This is a genomic window from Congregibacter sp. (assembly GCF_045107095.1).
In the GTDB taxonomy this organism is placed as follows: Bacteria; Pseudomonadota; Gammaproteobacteria; order Pseudomonadales; family Halieaceae; genus Congregibacter.
Window position 1 is genome coordinate 1 of sequence record NZ_JBGCFU010000030.1, and the last position, 22,296, is coordinate 22,296.

21 protein-coding genes are annotated in these 22,296 nt (G+C 54.4%); 16 read left to right on the forward strand and 5 right to left on the reverse strand.

What is annotated here, in order from left to right:
- Together AB8B76_RS05610 and AB8B76_RS05615 are read right to left on the reverse strand one after the other, a co-directional pair.
- On the reverse strand, window positions 1-481 hold a 481-nt coding region (locus AB8B76_RS05610), incomplete at its 3' end, for a hypothetical protein (RefSeq protein WP_405271031.1).
- A 48-nt stretch (window positions 482-529) separates the two neighbouring features.
- Window positions 530-1,489 (reverse strand): hypothetical protein, encoded by a 960-nt coding sequence (locus AB8B76_RS05615; RefSeq protein WP_405271032.1) that lies wholly within the window; start codon window positions 1,487-1,489, stop codon window positions 530-532.
- Window positions 1,490-1,653: 164 nt separating this feature from the next.
- On the opposite strand from AB8B76_RS05615, the gene AB8B76_RS05620 reads away from it, so the two are divergent.
- The 3 genes from AB8B76_RS05620 (at window position 1,654) to AB8B76_RS05630 (ending at window position 5,028) form a co-directional block, all read left to right on the forward strand.
- Window positions 1,654-2,508 carry a hypothetical protein gene (locus tag AB8B76_RS05620; RefSeq protein WP_405271033.1) on the forward strand — a complete coding sequence of 285 codons (855 nt, stop codon included), beginning with the start codon at window positions 1,654-1,656 and terminating at the stop codon, window positions 2,506-2,508.
- Window positions 2,505-3,329 carry a hypothetical protein gene (locus tag AB8B76_RS05625; RefSeq protein WP_405271034.1) on the forward strand — a complete coding sequence of 275 codons (825 nt, stop codon included), beginning with the start codon at window positions 2,505-2,507 and terminating at the stop codon, window positions 3,327-3,329. Before AB8B76_RS05620 ends, AB8B76_RS05625 begins: the two co-directional genes overlap by 4 nt.
- 106 nt (window positions 3,330-3,435) lie before the next feature.
- Window positions 3,436-5,028: a hypothetical protein gene (locus AB8B76_RS05630; RefSeq protein ID WP_405271035.1), complete on the forward strand. Its 1,593-nt coding sequence runs from the start codon at window positions 3,436-3,438 to the stop codon at window positions 5,026-5,028.
- Between the two features lie 7 nt (window positions 5,029-5,035).
- Here the strand turns inward: AB8B76_RS05630 and AB8B76_RS05635 are convergent, their stop codons facing one another.
- Window positions 5,036-5,740: a sulfotransferase family protein gene (locus AB8B76_RS05635; RefSeq protein WP_405271036.1), complete on the reverse strand. Its 705-nt coding sequence runs from the start codon at window positions 5,738-5,740 to the stop codon at window positions 5,036-5,038.
- A gap of 76 nt (window positions 5,741-5,816) precedes the next feature.
- Here AB8B76_RS05635 and AB8B76_RS05640 point away from each other — a divergent pair, with 76 nt between their 5' ends.
- On the forward strand, window positions 5,817-7,175 hold the full coding sequence (locus tag AB8B76_RS05640; protein WP_405271037.1) for an AmpG family muropeptide MFS transporter: 1,359 nt from the start codon (window positions 5,817-5,819) through the stop codon (window positions 7,173-7,175).
- Window positions 7,176-7,227: 52 nt separating this feature from the next.
- Here AB8B76_RS05640 and AB8B76_RS05645 read toward each other — a convergent pair whose 3' ends face one another.
- Window positions 7,228-7,551, reverse strand: coding sequence for an MGMT family protein (locus AB8B76_RS05645; RefSeq protein ID WP_405271038.1), 324 nt, complete (start codon window positions 7,549-7,551; stop codon window positions 7,228-7,230).
- Window positions 7,552-7,616: 65 nt separating this feature from the next.
- On the opposite strand from AB8B76_RS05645, the gene AB8B76_RS05650 reads away from it, so the two are divergent.
- The 3 genes from AB8B76_RS05650 (at window position 7,617) to groL (ending at window position 10,241) form a co-directional block, all read left to right on the forward strand.
- A complete protein-coding gene (locus tag AB8B76_RS05650; protein ID WP_405271039.1) occupies window positions 7,617-8,033 on the forward strand; it encodes an FxsA family protein in 417 nt (138 codons plus the stop codon).
- Window positions 8,034-8,227: 194 nt separating this feature from the next.
- Window positions 8,228-8,518 carry a co-chaperone GroES gene (gene groES, locus AB8B76_RS05655; protein WP_405271040.1) on the forward strand — a complete coding sequence of 97 codons (291 nt, stop codon included), beginning with the start codon at window positions 8,228-8,230 and terminating at the stop codon, window positions 8,516-8,518.
- Window positions 8,519-8,591: 73 nt separating this feature from the next.
- Window positions 8,592-10,241 carry a chaperonin GroEL gene (gene groL, locus AB8B76_RS05660; RefSeq protein WP_405271041.1) on the forward strand — a complete coding sequence of 550 codons (1,650 nt, stop codon included), beginning with the start codon at window positions 8,592-8,594 and terminating at the stop codon, window positions 10,239-10,241.
- Window positions 10,242-10,560: 319 nt separating this feature from the next.
- On the opposite strand, the gene sodB is transcribed toward groL, so the two are convergent.
- A complete protein-coding gene (gene sodB / locus AB8B76_RS05665) occupies window positions 10,561-11,139 on the reverse strand; it encodes a superoxide dismutase [Fe] (RefSeq protein ID WP_405271042.1) in 579 nt (192 codons plus the stop codon).
- Between the two features lie 183 nt (window positions 11,140-11,322).
- Here sodB and AB8B76_RS05670 point away from each other — a divergent pair, with 183 nt between their 5' ends.
- The 9 genes from AB8B76_RS05670 to ileS all read left to right on the forward strand — a co-directional run.
- The gene (locus tag AB8B76_RS05670; protein ID WP_405271043.1) at window positions 11,323-11,946 is read left to right on the forward strand and encodes a urate hydroxylase PuuD; all 624 of its coding nucleotides are present in this window, start codon (window positions 11,323-11,325) and stop codon (window positions 11,944-11,946) included.
- A 98-nt stretch (window positions 11,947-12,044) separates the two neighbouring features.
- A complete protein-coding gene (locus AB8B76_RS05675; protein ID WP_405271044.1) occupies window positions 12,045-12,809 on the forward strand; it encodes a hypothetical protein in 765 nt (254 codons plus the stop codon).
- Window positions 12,810-12,852: 43 nt separating this feature from the next.
- The gene (locus tag AB8B76_RS05680; RefSeq protein WP_405271045.1) at window positions 12,853-14,376 is read left to right on the forward strand and encodes a fumarate hydratase; all 1,524 of its coding nucleotides are present in this window, start codon (window positions 12,853-12,855) and stop codon (window positions 14,374-14,376) included.
- The gene (gene sbcB, locus AB8B76_RS05685; RefSeq protein ID WP_405271046.1) at window positions 14,363-15,823 is read left to right on the forward strand and encodes an exodeoxyribonuclease I; all 1,461 of its coding nucleotides are present in this window, start codon (window positions 14,363-14,365) and stop codon (window positions 15,821-15,823) included. The genes AB8B76_RS05680 and sbcB overlap by 14 nt, the downstream gene beginning before the upstream one ends.
- Before the next feature lie 65 nt (window positions 15,824-15,888).
- Window positions 15,889-16,905, forward strand: coding sequence for an aspartate carbamoyltransferase (locus tag AB8B76_RS05690; RefSeq protein ID WP_405271047.1), 1,017 nt, complete (start codon window positions 15,889-15,891; stop codon window positions 16,903-16,905).
- Window positions 16,902-17,537: an NUDIX domain-containing protein gene (locus AB8B76_RS05695; protein ID WP_405271048.1), complete on the forward strand. Its 636-nt coding sequence runs from the start codon at window positions 16,902-16,904 to the stop codon at window positions 17,535-17,537. Before AB8B76_RS05690 ends, AB8B76_RS05695 begins: the two co-directional genes overlap by 4 nt.
- Window positions 17,537-19,159 (forward strand): murein biosynthesis integral membrane protein MurJ, encoded by a 1,623-nt coding sequence (gene murJ / locus AB8B76_RS05700; RefSeq protein WP_405271049.1) that lies wholly within the window; start codon window positions 17,537-17,539, stop codon window positions 19,157-19,159. Before AB8B76_RS05695 ends, murJ begins: the two co-directional genes overlap by 1 nt.
- A 57-nt stretch (window positions 19,160-19,216) precedes the next feature.
- Window positions 19,217-20,158, forward strand: coding sequence for a bifunctional riboflavin kinase/FAD synthetase (gene ribF, locus AB8B76_RS05705; protein ID WP_405271050.1), 942 nt, complete (start codon window positions 19,217-19,219; stop codon window positions 20,156-20,158).
- A 15-nt stretch (window positions 20,159-20,173) separates the two neighbouring features.
- Window positions 20,174-22,296 (forward strand): isoleucine--tRNA ligase (gene ileS, locus AB8B76_RS05710; RefSeq protein WP_405271051.1); only part of this gene is annotated, 2,123 nt, incomplete at its 3' end.

Sequence of the window (22,296 nt, forward strand, 5' to 3'; positions counted from 1 at the left end):
ACTCAGTGATACCGATAAAATCAAATCGCTCAAGAGGAAAGCCCCACAGAAAAACACTATAGATGTTTCTTAGTTCTTTGCATCGCGCAAACTCTTCGAGCGTCCAGCCTTCTTCAATCATGCGTTGATGCAGAGGCCCCGACTGCCCCGGTTGATAGCTACGCTTCCAATAGTGGTAATGGGAGACCAAGCGCTGCACCGGGTCTCGCAGCCAAGTGACAAAACGCATGTTCGTTTGTGGTTTCGCGAACCGATAATTCAGCGGCAGAAAGTGACCATGTATGCAGCTAAGTTCATCGGCTGAGATTTTTGTGCCGCGGTTTCGCAAGCTACTGACACTCGCGTCAAAATTCCGTGACCAAGCACTTCGATGTAAGGGTTTGTCTTCGTAACGGAGTTTGAGCGCATCGCCATAGTGAGCGGCGAGGGTGGCTTGAAAGCTTGATCCCGCCGTCTTCGGCATATGTACCGAAATCAACATGGGGGTGTCCCGCGAACGCAGGTTCGCTCAAAACACTCAGACAAGCTTTCAGCCCGTTGTTGCATCAGTGACCTCCAGGAGTTTCAGCAAAGCGGAATACATGGTTTCGAACTGTATGTCTCGGATTGATGACTCCGGATGCGTCGGGAAACGAGAGTAGTCAAAGAGCTGCTGTTCTCCGAAGTAGGTTTTAGCAACCTCGTTATCTGATTCACGACTGCTCTCCACGAGATCACTGACTATCTCAGGGGGTAGTGTGAACTTAGGTGCGGGGAAGAGCGCATTGAGTTTCGGAAGCACAGGGTAGATTTGCAGCTGTGGCGGCATGTTCGCTGGCTTCCTGCGATTCAATTCACACTTAAATAGAGTGACGACGCTGTTTAGCGACGGATTGCTGTGCGCATTTCGCAGGCGAAAGTGCGCCACGGGGACTTTTAAAACAGAGCTTGCAAAATCTTCCACAACGTTCGTTGACCGGTAGCGCCTCACCACGAGCTGGTTGGGAAAAAATTCGCTCCAGTTCTCGAGGAAGCTCGCGTAATGGTTACCCGTCTGATACACGTCTCTGTAGAAATCCTGAAGGGTCCCTGTGTACTGTGTAGCATGTACCCGTTGTGCGTAGGACGAGGCCAGGTACTCGAGTTGGCTACGTAGATACACCACAATCTGCGCCTGATAGTCCTTAAATCCTGCACGTACCATCTTTGGCTTGCTGTTTTGGAAGCCTTCGGAGCTGATCACTGCGGTGCTATCTGCGTCATGCAGTGCAAGTTCAGTCTTTAGGGACTTAAATGGCTTGAGCTGTCGGTAATCATCCACACCTTCGAGCTGCTGGGCATTGCGTGGTTGAAACGGGCGAGCAAATTCGTGATGTGCATCTTTAACACGACCAGACTGAGGAACCACATACCCAAGCTCGCGAAGGCTTTCGCGATTGTCCTGCAAAAAATTCTGAATCGCGGTTGTACCCGTCTTATGTCGACCTATGTGAATAAGAACTTTGCGCATAGTGGGGCAGTATCGCTGGGTACGCCGGTTATCGTAAAATTGGAGAATACCAGCCTCGGGTGAAGTACTACAGAACTCCGCCCACAGGCTTAGACAGTAGTTAGACCATATCAGTGTGAGTTTTCGCTGATGCCCACTTCTCACTTAGCGTTTGGACCCATTCAATGCGTCACATCATTCTTCACGGTCATATTTTCAAGAATGCCGGGTCGACATTTGACTGGAGCTTGAATCGCAACTTCGGAGAGGGGTTTCTGGATCATCGCGATAATCGCGCGATGCGCCAGCAACGGGCAAAACATCTGGCAACGGTAGTATCCAGTACGCCTGGTTTAACGGCGCTCTCCAGCCACCATCTTTGCTATCCGCTGCCTCAGCCGCCCGAGGTGACTTTTCATACAGCTTACCTGTTACGCCATCCCATCGAACGTATCCAATCGGTCTATGCTTTTGAGCGAAAGCAGGACGCTGATACCCCGGGCGCCATTGCCGCCAAAGAAAAGGATTTTGCCCAGTATGTAGCGTGGCGGATGCAGGAAGAGATTCCCCGTACGATTCGAGACTATCAGACAAGTTATGTCGCTGGATTCCATACCAGACACGTAAAGGCCACGGCTCCTGCTGATTGGTTGCAGCGTGCTCTGCATCATTTAGAGTTTTTGGACTGTGTGGGAGTGGTCGACCGTTATGACGAGAGCATGGTGGTTTTTGAGCGCTATCTTGAGCCATTTTTCCCTGACATTGATCTGGCCTATGTTCGTCAAAACGTGACTCAGCGGGATATTGCGAGCGACGCAATTGACACTCGTGTGCACAACACACTGGATAAGCTGGGCGATCTAGCAGCCGAGGTGCTGAGTCGGAATAGCTATGATCTCGCGCTGTACCGACAGGCGAATCAGAAACTGGATGAAGCCATTGCAAGGATCGATGATTTTGACCGTCGTCTTGCCAAGTTCCGAAAGCGCTGCAAACGCATCAATGTAGGATCGGTCCTCGAGCGGATTGGTCTCCGATGAGTAAGGATCAATTGCGGCCAATCCTTCTGCACGCTCACTTGTTTAAGAATGCCGGCACTACCCTTGATTGGAGTCTCGAGCGGAGTTTTTCTGACGGATTTTGTGATCATCGTGACGACGCCAATATGCGCGGTAATCCAGAGTATCTGGCCAAGTTTCTTAGGGACAATTCGGGGTTACGAGCACTCTCAAGTCACTGGCTACCCTTTCCTCTACCCTCGTTGAGGGGCGCAGTGCTGCGCCCCCTCGTGCTACTTCGACATCCCATTGAGCGGATATTATCGGTCTACGAATTTGAGCGCCGTCAGGCAGTAGATCATCCGGGAACGCAAAGGGCCCGAGATGGAGATCTTCAAAGCTATGTGCGCTGGCGGCTTGAGGAGCGTACTGGGCCGGTTATCCGAAATTACCAGACGCGTATGCTGTCAGGAATCTATCCTGGTAAGGGTGATCAGCTGCAATTTGAGCGCGCGAAACAGCTTTTAGATAGCCTACCTGCAATCGGCATTGTTGAACGATACACGGAGAGTGTCGTGCTCTTCGAGCAGGAATTGAAAGAGGACTTTCCCGAGATCGACCTTGCCTTTCGGCGTCAGAATGTTCGCGATGCTAGCGATCATCGGACTCCCGAAGAGCGTCGCGAGGCCGTTGAGCAAGACCTGGGTGAACTTTTGGATCCCGTACGCGATGCGAACAGCTTGGATCTGACCCTCTACGAGCTAGCGTGTGAGCGGTTTGATTCCGACTGGCAAAGCTTAAACAGCGCCGAAGCCTTGTTGGACCAGCTGGATAGCCGCTGTCAGCGCTTGGGAGCCACCTAGTTTGTCACTGATCCGAAGGATTTTCCGCGGAAGGTATAGGCCGCCAGAGTTTGTAATCGCAGCACATTATTTTTCTGACGGTTGGCCGCTGGATTCTTTGCAGGTTATGCGTTCGCAGCTTGTTCGTCGTGAGTTAACACAGCTGCGCAGAGACGGGTTTAACACGATTATTGTTGTGGTTCCCTGGCGTAGCTTTCAGTCAAGTCAGACTCCCGTCACTTATGATGAGTTCTATGAACTGCAGTTGCGCTTAGTACTTCGAGAAGCCCAGCGAGCGGGACTCGCAGTTTTGTTGCGAGTGGCGTACACGCACCAGGTCATGCGGGTGCCTTCCCTAAATGGCTTTCGCTGGGCCCAGGCTCTTCTCACAGACCCTGCCATCGAGCAGGCGTGGCTGGACTATTTTGCGCAGATCTCGCGAATCTGTGAGGACTATAAGTGCTGCATCGGCGGTTTTATCTCCTGGGAAGAGTTGTGGCATGCCTTTAGGGTTTGGCAAGAGCAGAAAGGAGACGCCAACATTTCGGCGGCAAAAGCGTCGGGTTATCTGGATTACCTCGACGCAAAGGGTATCGCGCACGAGGGTTGCATACCCTCAAAACAAAGCCCAGCGCATGGCGACTACTTAGCTTTCGCAAACGCTCGCATGGCGCAGGTGTTTGAGCTTGCTCGATCACAGTGGTCCGATCTTGGAGTCGAGTATCGCGTGGACAAGGACCCGGTACCTGCGGACGAGGGCATACATTGGCGGGATAACGAGTCGTTTCTTGATTGGGAGCCCCATCGATATTCCTATTGGGCACCTTTTATGGGTGCCGAGAATGTCGGTGAGGAGTTGAGTGCCGAGCAGGCTGAGGTCTTACTCCGCTATATGCTCGAGACAACCAGTGAGGGCGGTCTTTATCCGGGGCAAGTTGTGGAGCAGTTCAATTTTATTGATAACACACAGAAGTACCTGGGCACGCACGCCAAGATCGCCGACGATCAAGTCACTGAGTTTTTATCGTTAGCCTCGCCGCTATTGCGAAAGTACGCCGGTGGGTATGGTCTGTGGGCGAGTCGCGACTACCGCATGAGCATGCTCTACAACGGTGCACTGTTGGACGCCGCGAGAGGATGGACGCTGTCGGAACTGTCTCGAGTCCGAAAGGCGGGTGGCGTTCGATTGTTACAGGGTGGCCGTTTAGCGCAGCGGATTGAGCCCCGGGTAACCTGGGTTCAGCGCAATCACACGACTCAAGAAGTGTTCTTGGAACTTGAGTTTCTCCGTTGGCGGGGCTTTGGTGCGGCGAATCTGCGGGTACGACTCAACAATGGTGCTTGGTCAAGCTGCGAGGTGCAAGCAAAGGGCAGGCTGGTGGCTCGAGTGGCGGCAGACCTAGAAGATGTTTTCGATAATGGCATCGACTTTGAAATCGAGAATCTCGGGCGGAAGCTGACAATTACTCGGATATTTCTGTACTACGAAACCTACACAGCGGGTGTCAGAGATCTCGATGCCAATGCCGGTCCCCTACTGGAGACAATTCAGCACTTCAATTCACAGCTAGCGAACTATGAGGAGCCCCTCGAGGACGAAGGGCAGGGCCATGGCCAGAAGGATAGAGCTGAGGATCGAGCTGAGGAAGGAGTAAACGAGGAAGAGTCACAGGCTGAACAGCCCTCCAAAAGTCGCACTGAGGCTGCCACTGAAAATTGATCAAACCTCAGAAATACTGCGCCGCATAAGGGGTCTCCTCAATCAACGGAAGAGATTTTTCCAGAGTTTTGAGTACCCGCATTCTGTCTGCCGGTTTGATTTGTGCGATTTTACGAGGATTCATGTCCAGCAGAGGGCGTTTCTGCACGCCGTCGACAGCGTGCGCTTCAATCGCACTTTTGTAGTCTACGTCCTGCAATGAAGGCAGCCACTCAGCCAAAGCTCTAAAGGTGGAGCTGGGATCGGCCACCATGTCCTCGTAGTACAGCAAATGGCTGCACGATTGTTCTTCGCGCGCTTTAAGATGTAGCTCTAGCCAGTAAGTCCAACGCTCGGCCGCGGCTTCCCATGGCATGCCATTGCGGCGATGCAAGGCCTCACAGATCGCAAGGGGGTCGCGCATTAGAAGGATAAATTCAGCGGGTTGGAAGTGTTCCAAAATCGCTTCGACGCGGCACAGATGCGGGGGGCTCTTCTCCAGAAGGACGGGCTTCTTGGGATCCCAGTATTGATGCCAAATGGTGGATATCAAGTTCCAATCAAAGATGGTGCTGGGATCCCAGGGGTTCTCACGCATCATCTTGCGCAATTCCGGAAGCTTTTGCCCCTCGTCAGGTAAGGCTGATACCTGCGATGATGTCTTCAGCAGTTGCCACAGTGCAGTCGATCCGCTGTATGGAGGCGATAAAATGAAGAGGTATTGGTGTTGCATGCCGGCCGCTAAAAAAAGTGCGCAACAAGATTACCACCGTTCAAGATAGTCCGGGGAACAAGGAAGCAATATCACAATGTCTGATGCAGTGAAGAACTATTCCTGGCGCGAAGCGCTGCTGATCTACACCCGCAAAAAGACGCTTGTGCTCAGTCTGCTGGGATTTTCTGCCGGCCTGCCATTTCTTTTAGTGTTCTCGACTCTGACTGCGTGGCTACGCGATGAGGGCGTTGAGCGGACTGCGATTGGATTCTTCGCATGGGTGGGTCTGACTTATTCCATCAAGGTATTTTGGGCGCCGGTTGTGGATCGCCTGCAACTGCCGTTCATGCATGGTCTGCTAGGACAACGACGTAGTTGGATTCTCCTTGGACAATCCGGTATTGCAGCAGGCCTTGCCATCATGAGTGTGATGGATCCTCAGGACTCACTGGTGCCTATTGCACTTGCTGCGCTGCTAGTGGCTTTTTCATCCTCCACCCAGGATGTCGCCTTGGATGCCTTTCGTATCGAGTCGGCTCCTGATGAAGAGCAAGGTGCACTCTCCGCCTCTTACATCTTTGGTTACCGGCTGGCATTGCTGGTTTCCGGCGCCGGAGCGCTTTATCTGGCCGATATCCACAGTTGGTCGCTCGCCTATCTGGGCATGGCCGCTCTCGTGGGTGTATGCATCCTGGCTACGCTCTGGGCTGATGAACCTGCCCACCGAACGGCCGAGGAGCAGCGGCGCATGGACGCGCAGATGGTCGATCAGGTTATGGGGCGGCCTATGCGTTTAGATGAGCGTCCTCTTTGGCAGCGACAGCTTTTAGGTGCGGTGATTTGTCCGTTTCTGGAGTTCGTAAAACGTTTTGGGTCTTTTGCCTTTGTATTGTTGTTGTTCATCGCCGTGTTTCGCTTAAGTGACATTGCCATGGGCGTGATGGCCAACCCGTTCTACCTTGACCTGGGGTATAGCAAGTCCGAGATTGCCAGTGTCGCCAAGTTGTTTGGCTTTTTTATGACCATTGCGGGCTCGGCGCTGTGTGGTGTGCTGGTGCTGCGCTTTGGCTTGCTACGGCCATTGATGTTGGGTGCGGTTATGGTGGCCAGCACCAATTTACTGTTCGCTGTGCTTGCAGGTATACAGGGGGAGGGGCCGCCGGCGCTGGTCTGGCTGGCAATGGTGATAAGCGCTGACAATCTTAGTGGTGGTATCGCGAGCACGGCCTTCGTGGCCTATCTTTCGAGTCTCACTCATCGTAGTTACACGGCTACTCAGTACGCGCTGTTTAGTTCCTTGATGACTCTGCCGGGAAAGTTCTTGTCGGGCTTCTCGGGTTGGGTGGTAGATACTTCCGGGTATCCGCAGTTTTTCGTGATCGCCGCAGCGCTGGGTATTCCAGCTATCTTATTGGTGGCAGTCTTGATGCATGTGGAGCGCCAAAAGGCTTAACTATTGGCGCCCCAAGCACCGATGGCTTCGTGCGGCCCGACGGTTTTCTTGGTCACCAACGATAGCGTTTTAGTACGGACACGCCCCCCGATCCAAGGAGCACCCCTTCGTCCGCAAGCAGCCTACGCTGTCGATCAGTCCCGTTTCTACCCGTGGGCAAGGAGCTCTTACCACTAGCGTTAACCACACGGTACCAGGGCACAGCGCTGTCAGGGGGGAGCTTCCTTAGCGCTGCCCCCACGCGTCTGGCGGCTCCCGGAAGACCCGCACGCTCAGCGACATCGCCGTAGGTAGACAGTTTGCCGGCGGGGATCGCACATACGGTTAGCCAGATGCGTTGATCCAGATCGGTATCCATGGGGTGTTTCTTCGTCATGGGACAATTGTACGTGACGGGTGCGCTTCTCTTGCAAACGCTTTAGGAGCCCCCATACTTCAATAATGAGATGGTTTTTTCTGCTGCTTCCGTGGATGGAGCTTTTTACATTGATTCAGCTTGGATCGCGCATCGGCGCAGTCCAGACGATGTTCTATGTACTGGCGACGTTTGTGCTCGGTTTAGCTATTTTGCGAGCCCAGGGTATGGAGATCGTGAACAAACTCCGCGCTGCTCAGGGTGGCGCCGCAGTATTGCCGCAACAACTCCTCGCCGATGAACTTGCCCTGGGATTGGCTGGACTCTTGTTGATCGTTCCTGGCCTGATTACTGACGTTGTAGCTGTGCTGGTACTGTTCGGGCCTCTGCGTCGAAAGCTTTTTGCGGCTCTGGGCGGCAGTCCGCAGCACTCTGCTCATCAGTCACGCCCCGGCGACCCCATTGAAGGGGAGTTTCGTCGACTAGATGACGATGATCTGTAAGCTACTGTAATTAAAGTATTTTTCGCCAGTAATACCGCACTCTGGCCTCGCCTGTCGCAAGCCTCGCTAAAATAATTAGCACTCTAGGCAAAAGAGTGCCAAAAATCTCTTGAAATCCCCTCGATACACCCCATAAACCAGACAGTCCCCCGCTTCGGGGTCCCCTAAAGTCGATTGATTGGAGATTTGAAGCAATGAAGATCCGTCCGCTGTATGACCGTGTGGTCATTCGTCGTAACGAAGAAGAACAAACCACAGCCGGTGGCATCCTTCTGCCCGGTTCCGCAAAAGAGAAGCCCAACCAGGGTGAAGTTGTCGCTGTTGGCGACGGCAAGGCTCTGGATAACGGCGAGGTTCGCGCACTGGCAGTGAAAGTTGGCGACACCGTTGTTTTTGGCCAGTACGCCGGTAGCAACACCATCGAAGTTGACGGCGAAGAGCTGATCATCATGGGTGAGAGTGAAATCTACGCGGTTGTAGAGTAAGCCGAGTAATCCGAGTCGACAAAGCTCGTAACCCAAGACATTCAATTTTTAGAAAGACTTAAAGGAACAAATCATGGCAGCTAAAGACGTATTTTTTGCTGACGACGCACGCCAGCGCATGTTGGCAGGCGTAAACATTCTGGCGGACGCTGTAAAAGCGACGCTTGGACCCAAAGGCCGTAACGTTATCCTCGAGAAGTCCTTCGGTGCGCCGACTGTGACTAAAGACGGCGTTTCTGTTGCGAAAGAAATCGAACTGAAAGACCGTTTCGAGAACATGGGCGCGCAGATGGTTAAAGAAGTCGCTTCTCAGGCTTCTGATGTTGCCGGCGACGGAACAACCACTGCTACCGTATTGGCTCAATCGATTGTTAATGAAGGCCTCAAGTCCGTTGCAGCGGGCATGAACCCTATGGACCTTAAGCGTGGCATTGATAAGGCCGTTGCAGCAGCCGTAGAGCAGGTTCAAGCAGCGGCGATTCCTTGTGAAGATAACAAGGCTATCGCTCAGGTTGGCACCATCTCTGCAAACTCCGACCACGCTGTTGGCGAAATCATTGCCGATGCGATGGACAAGGTTGGTAAAGAAGGCGTAATCACCGTCGAAGAGGGCTCTGGCCTTGAAAACGAGCTGGATGTTGTTGAAGGCATGCAGTTTGATCGCGGTTACCTTTCTCCTTACTTCATCACCAATCAGGACAGCATGAGCGTTGATACCGACAGCCCATTCATTCTGCTTGTTGACAAGAAGATCTCTAACATCCGCGAGTTGCTGCCTCTACTGGAGCAGGTGGCCAAGGCTTCCAAGCCATTGGTTATCGTTGCTGAAGACGTAGAAGGCGAGGCGCTGGCTACATTGGTAGTCAACAACATGCGCGGCATTGTTAAAGTCGCTGCTTGTAAGGCGCCAGGCTTTGGCGACCGTCGTAAGGCTATGCTGCAGGACATCGCTATCCTTACTGGTGCGACTGTTATTTCGGAAGAAGTTGGTCTTGACCTGGAAGCTGCAACCCTTGAGCACCTGGGTAATGCCAAGCGTTTCACAATGGACAAGGACAACAGCACAATCATCGACGGTTCCGGTGAAGCCGCTGCTATCGAAGCACGTGTGAAAGAGATCCGTGTTCAGATCGAAAACACTTCTTCTGATTACGATCGTGAGAAGCTGCAGGAGCGCGTAGCCAAGCTGGCTGGTGGTGTTGCGGTCATCAAGGTTGGCGCAGCCACAGAGATCGAAATGAAAGAGAAGAAAGCCCGCGTTGAAGACGCGCTTCACGCAACTCGTGCAGCCGTCGAAGAAGGCGTGGTGTCTGGTGGTGGTGTTGCTTTGATCCGTGCGATTTCTGCGATTGCTGATCTTAAAGGCGACAACGAAGACCAGAACCACGGTATCGCAGCTGCTCTGCGTGCCATGGAAGCGCCTCTGCGCCAGATCGTTGGCAACGCCGGTGACGAAGCCTCTGTTGTTCTCGATAAGGTTCGCCAGAGCGAAGGCAACTTCGGCTATAACGCTGCAAGCGGCGAGTACGGCGACATGATCGAGATGGGTATTCTTGACCCTGCGAAAGTAACTCGCGCTGCTCTGCAGGCGGCGGGTTCCGTAGCCGGACTCATGATCACTACAGAAGTGATGATTGCCGATGCACCTGACGACAGCGCTCCTGCTGGCGGTGGCGGTATGCCTGATATGGGCGGTATGGGTGGCATGGGCGGCATGATGTAAGCCAGCTTCCCAAGCGCTTAATCAAAGCCCGGGCTGTTCGCAGCCCGGGCTTTTTTGTGCCTTAGTACTCCGATAGGTCGCCCGCACGAGCGTAGTCCTTACTTCGCGTCGCGCAGAGCGCTCCTGATTGCTACGTAAGAACTACCCTCGCGCCGGCTAATGCCAGAGCCATAAGCCTAGCGAGCAAGCGCGGTATTGTCGGTCGAAGCATAAAAGCGACAGCAGCGAGAGCGGCAATACCGTGATTGCTCGCGGGAAGAAGGCACAAAAAAAAGCCGCCTGAGCTGTCGCTGAGGCGGCCGTATCGTCAGTGTGGGAGTTACGCCATATTGCTGGCAGCAAAGTCCCAGTTAACCAGGTTCCAGAATGCTTCCAGGTACTTGGGCCGCGCATTGCGATAGTCGATGTAATACGCGTGCTCCCAAACGTCTACGGTCAGCAGCGGTGTTACATCATCAGTTAGCGGGCATCCTGCATTGCTGGTGTTGCTGATGGCTACGGAGCCGTCAGCGTTTTGCACCAACCATGTCCAGCCGGAGCCAAAGTTACCCGCAGCTGCCGCTGAGAATTGCTCTTTGAACTCAGCGAAAGAGCCGAAGGCGCTGTTGATAGCCTCTGCCAGAGGTCCGCTGGGCTCACCGCCTCCGTTGGGGGAGAGGCACTCCCAGTAAAAACTGTGATTCCAGATCTGCGCCGCATTATTAAAAACGCCACCCTCAGACTGTCGGATTACGTCTTCCAGTGTCGCTGATTCGTGAGCTGTGCCCGCGATCATGCCGTTGAGCTTGTCTACGTAAGATTTGTGGTGTTTTCCGTAGTGAAACTCCAGGGTCTCTGCCGAGATATGCGGCTCTAACGCATCTTGGTCGTAGGGCAGAGTGGGTAGTTCAAAAGCCATATTGTGTCTCCAAGCTCCAATTGTGTTTTCAACAAGCGCGCAATTACCCGCGAATACATCTCTAGGGAGTCTTCGCTTTGAATTTCTCACGCATTACTTATACGGGATAAACAGTAAGACCGATGTGTGCGGCACCAGCCCCGTGTATTATAGGGGGGTTGAACTCATCAGGGGCATTTTCACATGGTTGTAGAATTCATTGTTCGTTGGTTTCACGTGCTTGCTGGCATCGTTTGGATCGGCATGCTGTATTACTTCAATTTTGTACAAACAGAGTACTTTAAGGAGGCCGAAGCCCCCGCAAAAGCAGACGCCATGAAGAAACTGGCTCCCCGCGCGCTGAAGTGGTTCCGTTACGGTGCTTTGGTCACGTTTCTCACCGGCTTGGGTCTTCTGCATTTCGTTAACGCCTTTGCGAACACCGGTGTTAGCGCCTTGATCCTCATGGGCGCCCTTGCCGGCACCTTTATGTTTCTTAACGTGTGGTTGGTTATCTGGCCGAAGCAGCAGATCGTTCTGGGCATGAAGGAAGGCGATGGTCCCGCCGCTGCGGCGAAAGCAGGGCTCGCGTCCCGCACAAACACGCTCCTCTCGGGGCCAATGCTCTTTGGCATGCTCGGATCACAGCATCTTTCATCGATGATTCCCGTGAGTACGACTGGCTTCGCAGCTGCCTGCGGTCTTATTGTCCTGTTACAACTCAATGCTCTGTTTGGACGAATGGGGCCTATGGCGAGCGTTGTCGGAGTGGTGCACATGAGTATTTTACTCACCGGCGTCATCTGGGCGCTTATGGCTTACCTCTAAAAACCTTAAAAGTGGCTTCCCGGTTGTTTTGCCGGGACATAACTTTCCACGCAAGGGCGCGATATAATCGCGCCCGTTTTATTTAAAAAGCAAAGCGTATGTCTAAAGACGACGATATTTCACCCATACCCTCGATCAGTGCCAGCCGAGATGGCGGAGCGCCTTCGGCAACCGTGCCACGCCCCCGCGGAGGTTCGCGTTCCGCGCCGAAGTCTGATGGTGGTGGTGGCAAACCCGGATTGATATCCGGTATTGGACTGTTTGTTGCCTTAATCATCGCTATCGCCGCCTGTGCCTGGTCCTGGCAGCTGCAGGAAAAGCTCACTCAAGCGGGACATGTTTTGGAACGCTATGAAAAGCGTATTGGTGATCTGGAAGACCGGCTGTCTGATACAGACGAGGGCATGAGCCAGAACGCGGCGGTGCAAGCGGCGAAGATTCGTGAACTGGATAGTGAAGTTCGCAAGCTTTGGGATAACGTTTGGAAAAGCACCAAAGAGCGCCTTGGTAAGCTCGAGGCGGGGGCCAAACGAGCGGATGGCGCTGTAGCTGCGAATACTCAGACGGTAAAGACGACGCAGGCTGATTTGGGCAAGGCCCTTCAGGACATTACGCGATTGCAGAAAGTCTCGGGTGATCTTGAGCGGAGCGCGGCCAGCGCGCGGTCTAGTCAGGCCGAGGTAGAGCGCGTGGCTGATGCCTTGAACGCGATCGACTTGGAACTAGCCAAGCTGAGCAAGCGGGTAGGAGGCAATGAAGAGTGGATTAAATCCATAAATGCCTTTAGGCAGTCTACCAACGCGAGCATTAGCCAACTGCAGTCGCAGCTGCGCGCAATGCAAACACCCGGTGCGGGCGGTTAACACCCAGATAGCGCTTTAGCGCCTTCAGGTATAGGACGGTTATATGACGGTAATTCGACAAGACGACTTCATCGACAGCGTTGCCGACGCTCTGCAGTTTATCTCCTACTACCATCCGGTGGATTTTGTGCAAGCGGTACATAAGGCCTGGGAGATGGAGCAAAACCCGGCGGCGAAAGATGCCATGGCGCAGATTCTCATTAATTCGAGAATGTGTGCGCAGGGACATCGTCCTATCTGTCAGGACACGGGGATTGTCACCGTATTTCTGCAAGTGGGAATGGATGTTCGCTGGGATGCAACGCTATCGGTAACTGATATGGTCAATGAGGGCGTGCGACGCGCCTACACGCACCCCGATAATGTTTTGCGAGCCTCGATCCTTAGCGACCCTGCAGGAGCGCGGAAGAATACCGGCGATAACACGCCGGCGGTTGTTCACATGGAACTGGTTCCTGGTGATACCGTCGATGTACGTGTCGCAGCCAAAGGCGGTGGCTCGGAGAACAAAGCCAAGCTGGCGATGCTGAACCCTTCGGATTCCGTAGTCGACTGGGTGGTGAAAACTGTCCCGACGATGGGGGCGGGCTGGTGTCCTCCGGGAATGCTGGGAATTGGTATCGGTGGCACCGCAGAAAAAGCGGCAGTGCTCGCCAAAGAATCATTGATGGATCCTATTGATATCTATGATCTTCGAGAGCGAGGGCCGTCAAATCGCGTCGAAGAACTGCGACTGGAAATCATGGATGCGGTGAACCGCTTGGGTATTGGTGCGCAGGGCTTGGGTGGCCTGACAACTGTCGTGGACGTCAAGATAAAGGACTTCCCCACTCATGCAGCGTCGCTTCCTGTGGCGATGATCCCCAATTGCGCAGCGACCCGTCATGCGCATTTCACGCTCGACGGCAACGGCCCTGCACTGCAGACGCCCCCCGACCTGAATGATTGGCCTGACATCAGCTGGGAGGCTGGCGACGATGTTCGGCGTGTGAATCTCGATACGGTTACCCGCGAAGAGGTGGCCACCTGGCAGCCCGGTGACACGCTGCTGCTGTCCGGGAAGATGCTGACGGGACGCGATGCAGCCCACAAAAAAATGCAAGAGCTTATTCGCAGTGGTGAAGGTCTTCCGGATGGCGTTGATTTGAAAAATCGCTTCATCTACTACGTGGGTCCTGTTGACCCGGTAAGAGATGAGGTGGTGGGGCCAGCTGGACCGACCACGTCAACTCGTATGGATAAGTTCACCGATTTCATCCTCGAAGAAACGGGGTTGCTGGGAATGATCGGCAAAGCAGAGCGCGGACCGACGGGAATTGAGGCTATTCGCAAGCATGAGGCGGTCTACTTAATGGCTGTCGGTGGGGCCGCCTATCTGGTGTCCCGAGCGATCACCTCTTCTCGTGTGGTGGCGTTCCCCGAGCTTGGAATGGAGGCGATCTACGAATTCGAAGTGAAAGATATGCCTGTGAGCGTGGCGGTCGATACCCGAGGTACCTCGGTACATCTGTCAGGCCCTGCACATTGGAGAGGAGTCATCGAAGAGCAGGCTCTTGAGCTCATCTGAAACGCTTTACTGGCATGACTACGAAACATTTGGCGTAGACCCCGGATACGACCGGCCGGCGCAGTTCGCCGGCCTGCGCACGGATTTAGAGTTGAATCCCATCGGCGAGCCGTTGGTGATCTACGCGAAACCCCAGCGAGACTATGTTCCCCACCCTGAAGCCTGTCTTGTTACCGGCATCACGCCGCAAATCTCCGATGCCGAGGGAATCGTCGAAGCCGAATTCATCGCAGCGATTCTCAAAGAGTTTATGCAGCCCGGCACCTGCGCTGTCGGTTACAACTCGCTACGTTTCGACGACACGGTGACTCGTTCAACGCTTTATCGAAGCCTTCGTGACCCTTACGCACGGGAGTATGGCGATGGTCGTTCCCGCTGGGATCTTATTGATGTTGCAAGAACTGCATACGCACTTCGCCCCGAGGGCTTGAATTGGCCATCCCGGGAAGACGGATTGCCGAGCTTCCGGCTGGAAGACCTTTGTAAGGCCAACGGGCTGGAGCAGGGGCAGGCGCACGACGCTTTAGTGGACGTTAAGGCCACTATCGCGTTGGCTCGCGAAATCAAGACCAAGCAGCCGCGGCTGTTCGACTGGTTGTTTCGCCAGCGTTATAAGCAAGCGGTAAAACCCATGCTGGAACCCCTTTCTCAGCAGAATTCGCAGCCACTCCTGCATGTATCCGGGATGTTTGGTGCACAACGAGCGAATCTTGGACTTATTGTCCCGCTGGCGGTGCACTACCAAAATAAAAATGAAGTGATGTGTGCGGATCTCAGTATCGACGCTGAGATTGTTATTGATTTGCCCCCGTCGGAACTCCACCGGCTGTTGTACACCGCAAACTCGAATTTATCCGACGGTGAGCAGCGACCGGGTCTCAAGTCTGTTCACATCAACCGCTGTCCGGTTTTACTCCCGGCGAAAATGGCAGACCCGGGTGTCGCTGAGCGGGCAGGCCTGGACTTGGAAACCTGCAGAAAGAACCTTCGGTTGCTTCAGGATTTTGAGGCGCGTATGCCCGGTGCACTGCGGGATAAGCTTCGTAGCGTTGCCGAATTGTCGGCCCGCCCACCCGAGACGGATCCCGATCTAATGCTCTATAGCGGCGGTTTTATCCCTCGGGAGGATCGACAAACGCTCGACAGGATTCTCGATTTATCCCCAGCAGATCTTGCTGAAGCCACGGTCGCGTTTGACGACTCTCGTTTAGAGGAAATGCTTTTTCGCTACCGTGCGCGGAACTATCCGGAAACCCTCAGCGATGATGAGCAGGCCCGCTGGGAGGAGTTCCGCTTCGCGCGTATCAGTGAAGGAGGCGAACGTAGGCTTAGCCTTGAGGACCTGAACGAGAATCTTGAAGAGCGGCTTTCCTCTGCAGATCTTTCAGAGCGAGACCGTCACATCCTTGAAGAATTACAGCGCTGGGGCGACAGCTTGTTGGTCTGAGCTTCGCCTATGCCGCGAGACCCGTATAATGCGCGTCATTAGATTTCTTATTCAGGCGGCGTCCTATGAAATTCGCGGGTAGTCATATCCTCACGGTAGGGCAGTTCGAGCGTTCCGACGTAGAGAACGTATTCGAAGTCGCCGACGCCATGCAGCCCTATGCGCGTCGCCGTAAAGTTACCCGCGTTCTTGAGGGCGCCATTCTTGGATCTATGTTCTTCGAGCCAAGCACGCGAACGAGAGTAAGTTTTGGTAGCGCCTTTAATCTGCTCGGTGGTGAGGTTCGAGAGACCACGGGCATAGAGAACTCCGCCATCGCCAAAGGAGAGTCTCTTTACGATACCGCGCGGGTGCTCTCCGGTTACTCAGACGTAGTGGCTATGCGCCATCCGGAGGTGGGCTCCGTTGCAGAGTTTGCCGCCGCTAGTCGAGTGCCCGTGATAAACGGCGGAGATGGCAGTAATGAGCATCCCACGCAGGCATTGCTCGATCTTTACACGATCCGCAGCGAGTTGTCGGCGCAGGGGAGAGGCATCGATCAGCTTCGCATCGCGATGGTGGGCGATTTGCGATTTGGTCGCACGGTACACAGCCTATGTAAGCTTCTCTGCTTGTTCGATGGGGTGAGCGTTACGCTGGTCTCTCCAGGCGAGCTTCGAATGCCGGGCGAGATAGTCGAAGCCTTGCGCGAGGCGGGGCACACGGTAGTCGAGAGTGATGCCATGGAAGAGGGTATCGCTCATGTGGATATTGTTTACAGCACACGATTGCAGGAAGAGCGCTTTGCATCGCCCGAAGAGGCGAATCTCTATCGCGGTCGCTTTCGACTCAATCAGCAGATATACACCCGGCACTGCGATCCCAACACCGTCATCATGCATCCTCTTCCTCGTGATTCCCGTGAGGCAGCGCGGGAGCTGGACGACGACCTGAATGAAAACCCCAATCTGGCTATCTTCCGGCAGACAGACAATGGAGTGCTCGTGCGCATGGCACTATTTGCCTTGGTATTGGATGTGGTGGGTCAGGTCGATAAGCACGCTCGAGAGGTCAGCTGGTATACCGGTGGTCGTTTCACATGAGTATCTCTCTGCGTTTTGGTCCCGCGGATGTACGCACCTTAGAAAACAAAAAGGTATTCGACGGATACTTCGGGGTCCAAAAGCTGACCATTCAGCATCGCAGCTTTGCTGGTGACTGGAGCGCGCCAGTGACGCGCGAGGTGTTTGAGCGCGGAGACGCTGTGGGAGTGCTGCCCTACGACCCTGAGACTGACTCTCTGATCCTCATAGAGCAGTTTCGCGCGGGGAGTCTTCGCGACAGTTGCAGTCCGTGGATGCTTGAGCTTATTGCCGGCATCGTCGAACCCGGCGAGAGCGATGAGACTGTAGCAAGACGCGAAGCTGAGGAAGAGGCAGGCTGTGAGTTCGGAGAGTTAGTGCCCATCGCCTCCTACTACCCCAGCGCTGGCGCATGTAGTGAGCATGTTCGGCTCTTTTGCGGGCGCGTGCTGAACGCGGCCGTAGGAGAGATACGAGGTGTGGCTGAGGAAGGCGAAGATATTCTGGTGCACCGCATATCCCGTGAGGATGTTTTAGACATTCTCGCAAGGGATGAGCTCAATAATGGGCACACCTTGGTCGCCATGCAGTGGTTTGCTTTGCATGGCGAGCGTCTGAGAGACGCTTGGCTTAGTGGGTCTACTGCTCTTTAATGACACAGGAAGCCGCATCCGAAAACCGCTCAGGCCTCCTTCGTTCCAGTGCAGTCGTAGGTGTTATGACTATGCTGTCGCGAGTATTGGGTCTCGCGCGGGACGTTATTCTGGCGGCTGTGTTGGGTGCCAGCGCTAACGCTGACGCTTTTTTTATCGCCTTTAAGATTCCTAATTTTCTTCGCCGTTTGTTTGCAGAAGGTGCCTTTGCTCAGGCTTTTGTTCCTGTCCTTGCAGAGTGTCGTGAGAAGGGAGGGCAGGAAGCGGTTAGGGCTCTTGTAGATCGCGTCGCGGGCGTACTGGGCGGCGTGCTCTTTCTTTTGACGGCGCTCACTCTCCTTGCGGCACCTTTGGTGGCCGGCCTCTTTGCTCCGGGTTACATTGCCCAGCCGGAGAAGTTTGCTCTTACCGCGGGACTGATACGGATAACATTCCCCTATCTTATGTTGATCTCGCTGACCGGTATGTGCGGGGCAATTCTCAACAGCTATGGACGCTTTGCCGTTCCTGCTTTTACCCCGGTGCTCTTGAATCTCTCGCTAATCGCAGCCTCTTTGTTGGTCGCGCCCTATTTCTCTGAGCCAGCCTTTGCCTTGGCCTGGGGCGTACTGTTTGCCGGTCTTATCCAGCTGCTGTTTCAGATGCCGTTTCTTTACCGCTTGGATTTGGTGCCAAGACCGCGCTGGGAACCGTCTCACCCGGGTGTGCGCCAGGTTATGACACTGATGATTCCCGCGTTATTTGGCGTTTCTGTGAGTCAACTGAATCTGCTTTTTGACACAGTTCTGGCGTCATTTTTGCCTACAGGCAGTGTGTCCTGGCTCTACTATTCTGATCGGCTTACGGAGCTTCCCCTTGGGGTTTTTGCCATTGCTGTGGCCACCGTGATCATGCCTACGCTTGCAGCACAAAAGTCTGCCGCCCGAGAGGAGGATTACTCAAAGACCTTGGATTGGGCGGTACGTTCTGTGTTGTTGGTCGGCGTGCCCTCGACAGTCGCACTGCTCATACTGGCAGAACCTATTTTGATCAGTTTGTTCCACTACGGAGCGCTTAGTGAGAACGATATCGCGATGTCGGCCTTAAGCCTGCGTGCTTACAGTCTTGGTTTGTGTGCGTTTATGTTGATCAAGGTGCTCGCGCCGGGGTTCTATGCCCGCCAGGATATGGTCACCCCTGTGCGCATCGGTATTAAAGCTATGGTCGCCAATATGGTGATGAACCTCGTCTTTGTCGTTCCCCTGATGCTCTATTTCGGTGTGGGGCACGTGGGCTTGGCGCTGGCTACCAGCTTGAGTGCCTTTCTGAATGCGGGGCTGCTCTGGCGAGGCTTGCGACGGGAGGGCGTTTATCGTTTTGCACCTGTATGGCGCCGTTATCTTGCCCGACTCATGCTGGCCTGCTTTTGCATGGCGCTCGTCCTGATGTATGCGACGCCCGATGAAGTCGTTTGGCTGGACGGGTCATGGGCTGCGCGAGCCACCGGGATTATTGGGCTTTGTGGCGCAGGCTTGGCAACGTATCTGACGGTGCTGTGGGGCTTGGGAATGCGTTTAGCCGATCTCCGGGCACCGGCATTCGCGATGGACAAATCACAGCGAGAGTCTGACGCTACTCCATAGGCTGTTAGCCCGTTCTTCGATATACTGCGACGTCTTTTTTTAAACCTCAGTGACGCCATGGAGCTCTTACGCGGCCTAGAAGGCCTGCGTCCCAAAGATCGCCCCAGTGTAGCGACCATCGGTGCTTTCGATGGCGTGCACTTGGGCCACCAGACTGTGATTTCACAGCTGCAAGAGCAGGGCCGCAAATACGACCTTCCCACCACGGTGGTCACCTTTGAACCCCTGCCGAGGGAGTATTTGGCTGCGGCTTCCGCTCCCGCGCGCTTGCAGAGCTTTCGTGAGCGCTTTGAATCTTTGGCGTCCCTGGGTGTTGATAGATTGTTGTGCCTGCGCTTTGACGAAAAGCTACGCCAAATGTCGGCAGAAGAGTTTGCGGATCGGATCTTCGTGCAAGGTTTGGGAGTGCGTTCTTTGGTACTGGGGGATGACTTTCGCTTTGGGCATGACCGAGAAGGCGGGTTTTCTCTGATGCAGGCCATAGGTGAGCGCGAGGGTTTTGCCACGCTGGCAACGGAAACTATCGAAATCGACGGGGAGCGAGTCAGCAGTACCCGGTTGCGCAGTGCCTTGGCGATCGGTGATTTCGCAACCTCCCGCGCTTGCTTAGGACGTGATTACGAAATGTCCGGCAGGGTGATCTACGGTCGTCAGCTTGGACGGCAAATAGGGGTTCCTACAGCAAACATCGCCCTGCGTCGCAAAAGCGTGCCCTTGAGCGGTGTGTTTGCGGTGACCGCTACGGGGGGAGCCTTGTGCGATACCCCGGCCATCGCCAACGTCGGAGTTCGGCCCACAGTGGAGGCGGGGCTTCGGCCGAATCTTGAGGTACATGTTCTGGACGGGGAGCATGCACTCTATGGTGAGCGGCTTAGGGTGCGCTTTTTGCACAAGCTACGTGATGAACAACGCTTTGAGTCTGTGGACGTGCTCAAGGCCAAAATACATGAAGATATTGAAGGAGCTCGTGCCTACTTTGCACTGGGCACTGGGCACTGAGGAAAGATAGAACCCATGAGTGACTACAAGGACACCCTGAATCTACCGACGACGGGCTTTCCCATGAAGGCAAACCTTGCCCAGCGTGAGCCATCCAGAATAAAGCAGTGGCAGGACATGGGGCTGTATCAGCGGATACGGGAATTGAGAGCGGGTCGCCCCAAGTTCATCCTCCATGATGGACCTCCCTATGCAAATGGTGATTTGCACGTCGGCCACGCGGTCAACAAGGTACTCAAGGACATCATCGTCAAGTACAAGACTCTGGACGGATTTGATTCTCCCTACGTACCCGGCTGGGATTGTCATGGTTTGCCGATCGAGCTCAATGTGGAGAAAAAGGTAGGTAAACCCGGTGTGAAGCTCAGCGCCGCAGAGTTTCGGGAAAAGTGCCGTGCCTACGCCCAGCGTCAGATTGATAACCAGCGCGAGGATTTTGTGCGCATGGGGATCATTGGTGATTGGGAGAATCCCTACCTGACAATGAACTACGACTTTGAAGCAGATATTGTCCGCACACTGGGTCGTTTAGTTGAACGCGGGCACGTGCACAAAGGATTCAAGCCGGTGCACTGGTGTCTCGATTGTGGCTCGGCTCTCGCCGAGGCTGAAGTCGAGTACGCTGACAAGCAATCGCCAGCTATCGACGTCGCCTTCGCGGCGGTCGATCCAGCAGCTATCAATCACGCTTGTGGCGTTGATGACGATAAGGCAGTCAGCGTGCCAATCTGGACAACTACTCCCTGGACATTGCCCGCTAATCGGGCGGTGAGTATGCATCCGGATTTTGATTACGTTCTCATCGCGGGTGGCGGTCAGCGCCTACTCGTGGCCGAAGCGCTCGCAGAAAGTTGTGCCGCGCGCTACGGACTGGGAGAGCCTGAGGTCGTGGGTAAGTGCAAGGGTACGGATGTAGAGCTCCAGTTGCTCCAGCACCCGTTTCTTGACCGCCAAGTTCCTGTGATCCTTGGAGAACACGTGACAGTGGATGCGGGAACTGGCGCCGTACACACTGCGCCAGCCCATGGTCAGGATGATTATTCAGTAGGTCTGCGTTATGACCTGTCGGTAGATAACCCCGTAGGACCCAATGGCGTGTTTCGCGAAGACACGGAGCTGTTTGCCGGGGAGCACGTGTTTAAGGCGAACGCGAACATTGTTGCTGCGCTTGAGGAGCGGGGCGCGCTGCTCCATCACGAAGATTATCTGCATTCTTATCCTCACTGCTGGCGGCATAAAACTCCGCTGATTTTTCGAGCTACACCGCAGTGGTTTGTGCGGATGCATGAAAACGGACTTTTAGACGCGGCGCAAAATGCTGTGGATGGGGTGCAGTGGATACCGGATTGGGGACGTGCACGCATAGAGTCGATGCTGAGCGATCGCCCGGACTGGTGTATCTCCCGGCAACGAACCTGGGGTGTGCCCATCACTTTGTTTGTGCACAAAGAGACCGCAGAGCTTCATCCCGATACCCCGGCGCTCATAGAGCAGGCGGCCCTGCGCATACAGGAATCTGGTATAGAAGCTTGGTTTAGTCTTGAACCTTCAGAGCTTATCGGTGATGACGCAGAGCACTATGACAAGGTTACCGATACCCTGGATGTTTGGTTTGATTCGGGGGTCACTCACGCTTGTGTACTGCGGCGCCGGGAAGAGCTTTCCGCGCCTGCCGATTTGTATCTTGAGGGTTCCGACCAGCATCGTGGCTGGTTTCAGTCATCGCTGCTAACGGGGATAGGAGCCTATGGCGAAGCGCCGTATAAAGCGGTACTGACTCATGGTTTTACCGTGGATGGCGACGGTCGGAAGATGTCCAAGTCCATCGGCAACATCATTCCCGCTCGCAAAGCGATGAACGATCAGGGCGCTGATATTTTGCGGCTCTGGCTCGCATCTACAGATTACCGCAACGAGGTTGCAGTATCCGACGAGATCCTGAAGCGAACCGGAGATAGTTATCGGCGAATCCGTAACACCGCGCGCTTTATGCTGGCCAACCTGTCGGGATTCGATCCTGTAGAGCATATTGTGGCAGACGAGGATTTACTGCCTTTGGATCGTTGGGCCGTAGATTCGGCTGCACGACTGCAAGAAGAGCTGAAGCAGGCTTATGACGCCTATCAGTTCCATCAGGT

Bases quoted from the DNA above. Each gene is read 5' to 3' on its own strand.
- AB8B76_RS05675 (WP_405271044.1), top strand. From the start codon at position 12,045: ATGTCTAAAGACGACGATATTTCACCCATACCCTCGATCAGTGCCAGC.
- sodB (WP_405271042.1), bottom strand. From the start codon at position 11,139: ATGGCTTTTGAACTACCCACTCTGCCCTACGACCAAGATGCGTTAGAG.
- AB8B76_RS05625 (WP_405271034.1), top strand. From the start codon at position 2,505: ATGAGTAAGGATCAATTGCGGCCAATCCTTCTGCACGCTCACTTGTTT.
- AB8B76_RS05690 (WP_405271047.1), top strand. From the start codon at position 15,889: ATGAAATTCGCGGGTAGTCATATCCTCACGGTAGGGCAGTTCGAGCGT.
- AB8B76_RS05645 (WP_405271038.1), bottom strand. From the start codon at position 7,551: ATGACGAAGAAACACCCCATGGATACCGATCTGGATCAACGCATCTGG.
- groL (WP_405271041.1), top strand. From the start codon at position 8,592: ATGGCAGCTAAAGACGTATTTTTTGCTGACGACGCACGCCAGCGCATG.
- AB8B76_RS05640 (WP_405271037.1), top strand. From the start codon at position 5,817: ATGTCTGATGCAGTGAAGAACTATTCCTGGCGCGAAGCGCTGCTGATC.
- AB8B76_RS05615 (WP_405271032.1), bottom strand. From the start codon at position 1,489: ATGCGCAAAGTTCTTATTCACATAGGTCGACATAAGACGGGTACAACC.
- AB8B76_RS05630 (WP_405271035.1), top strand. From the start codon at position 3,436: ATGCGTTCGCAGCTTGTTCGTCGTGAGTTAACACAGCTGCGCAGAGAC.
- AB8B76_RS05620 (WP_405271033.1), top strand. From the start codon at position 1,654: ATGCGTCACATCATTCTTCACGGTCATATTTTCAAGAATGCCGGGTCG.
- AB8B76_RS05695 (WP_405271048.1), top strand. From the start codon at position 16,902: ATGAGTATCTCTCTGCGTTTTGGTCCCGCGGATGTACGCACCTTAGAA.
- ribF (WP_405271050.1), top strand. From the start codon at position 19,217: ATGGAGCTCTTACGCGGCCTAGAAGGCCTGCGTCCCAAAGATCGCCCC.
- groES (WP_405271040.1), top strand. From the start codon at position 8,228: ATGAAGATCCGTCCGCTGTATGACCGTGTGGTCATTCGTCGTAACGAA.
- AB8B76_RS05680 (WP_405271045.1), top strand. From the start codon at position 12,853: ATGACGGTAATTCGACAAGACGACTTCATCGACAGCGTTGCCGACGCT.
- AB8B76_RS05635 (WP_405271036.1), bottom strand. From the start codon at position 5,740: ATGCAACACCAATACCTCTTCATTTTATCGCCTCCATACAGCGGATCG.
- AB8B76_RS05650 (WP_405271039.1), top strand. From the start codon at position 7,617: ATGAGATGGTTTTTTCTGCTGCTTCCGTGGATGGAGCTTTTTACATTG.
- AB8B76_RS05670 (WP_405271043.1), top strand. From the start codon at position 11,323: ATGGTTGTAGAATTCATTGTTCGTTGGTTTCACGTGCTTGCTGGCATC.
- murJ (WP_405271049.1), top strand. From the start codon at position 17,537: ATGACACAGGAAGCCGCATCCGAAAACCGCTCAGGCCTCCTTCGTTCC.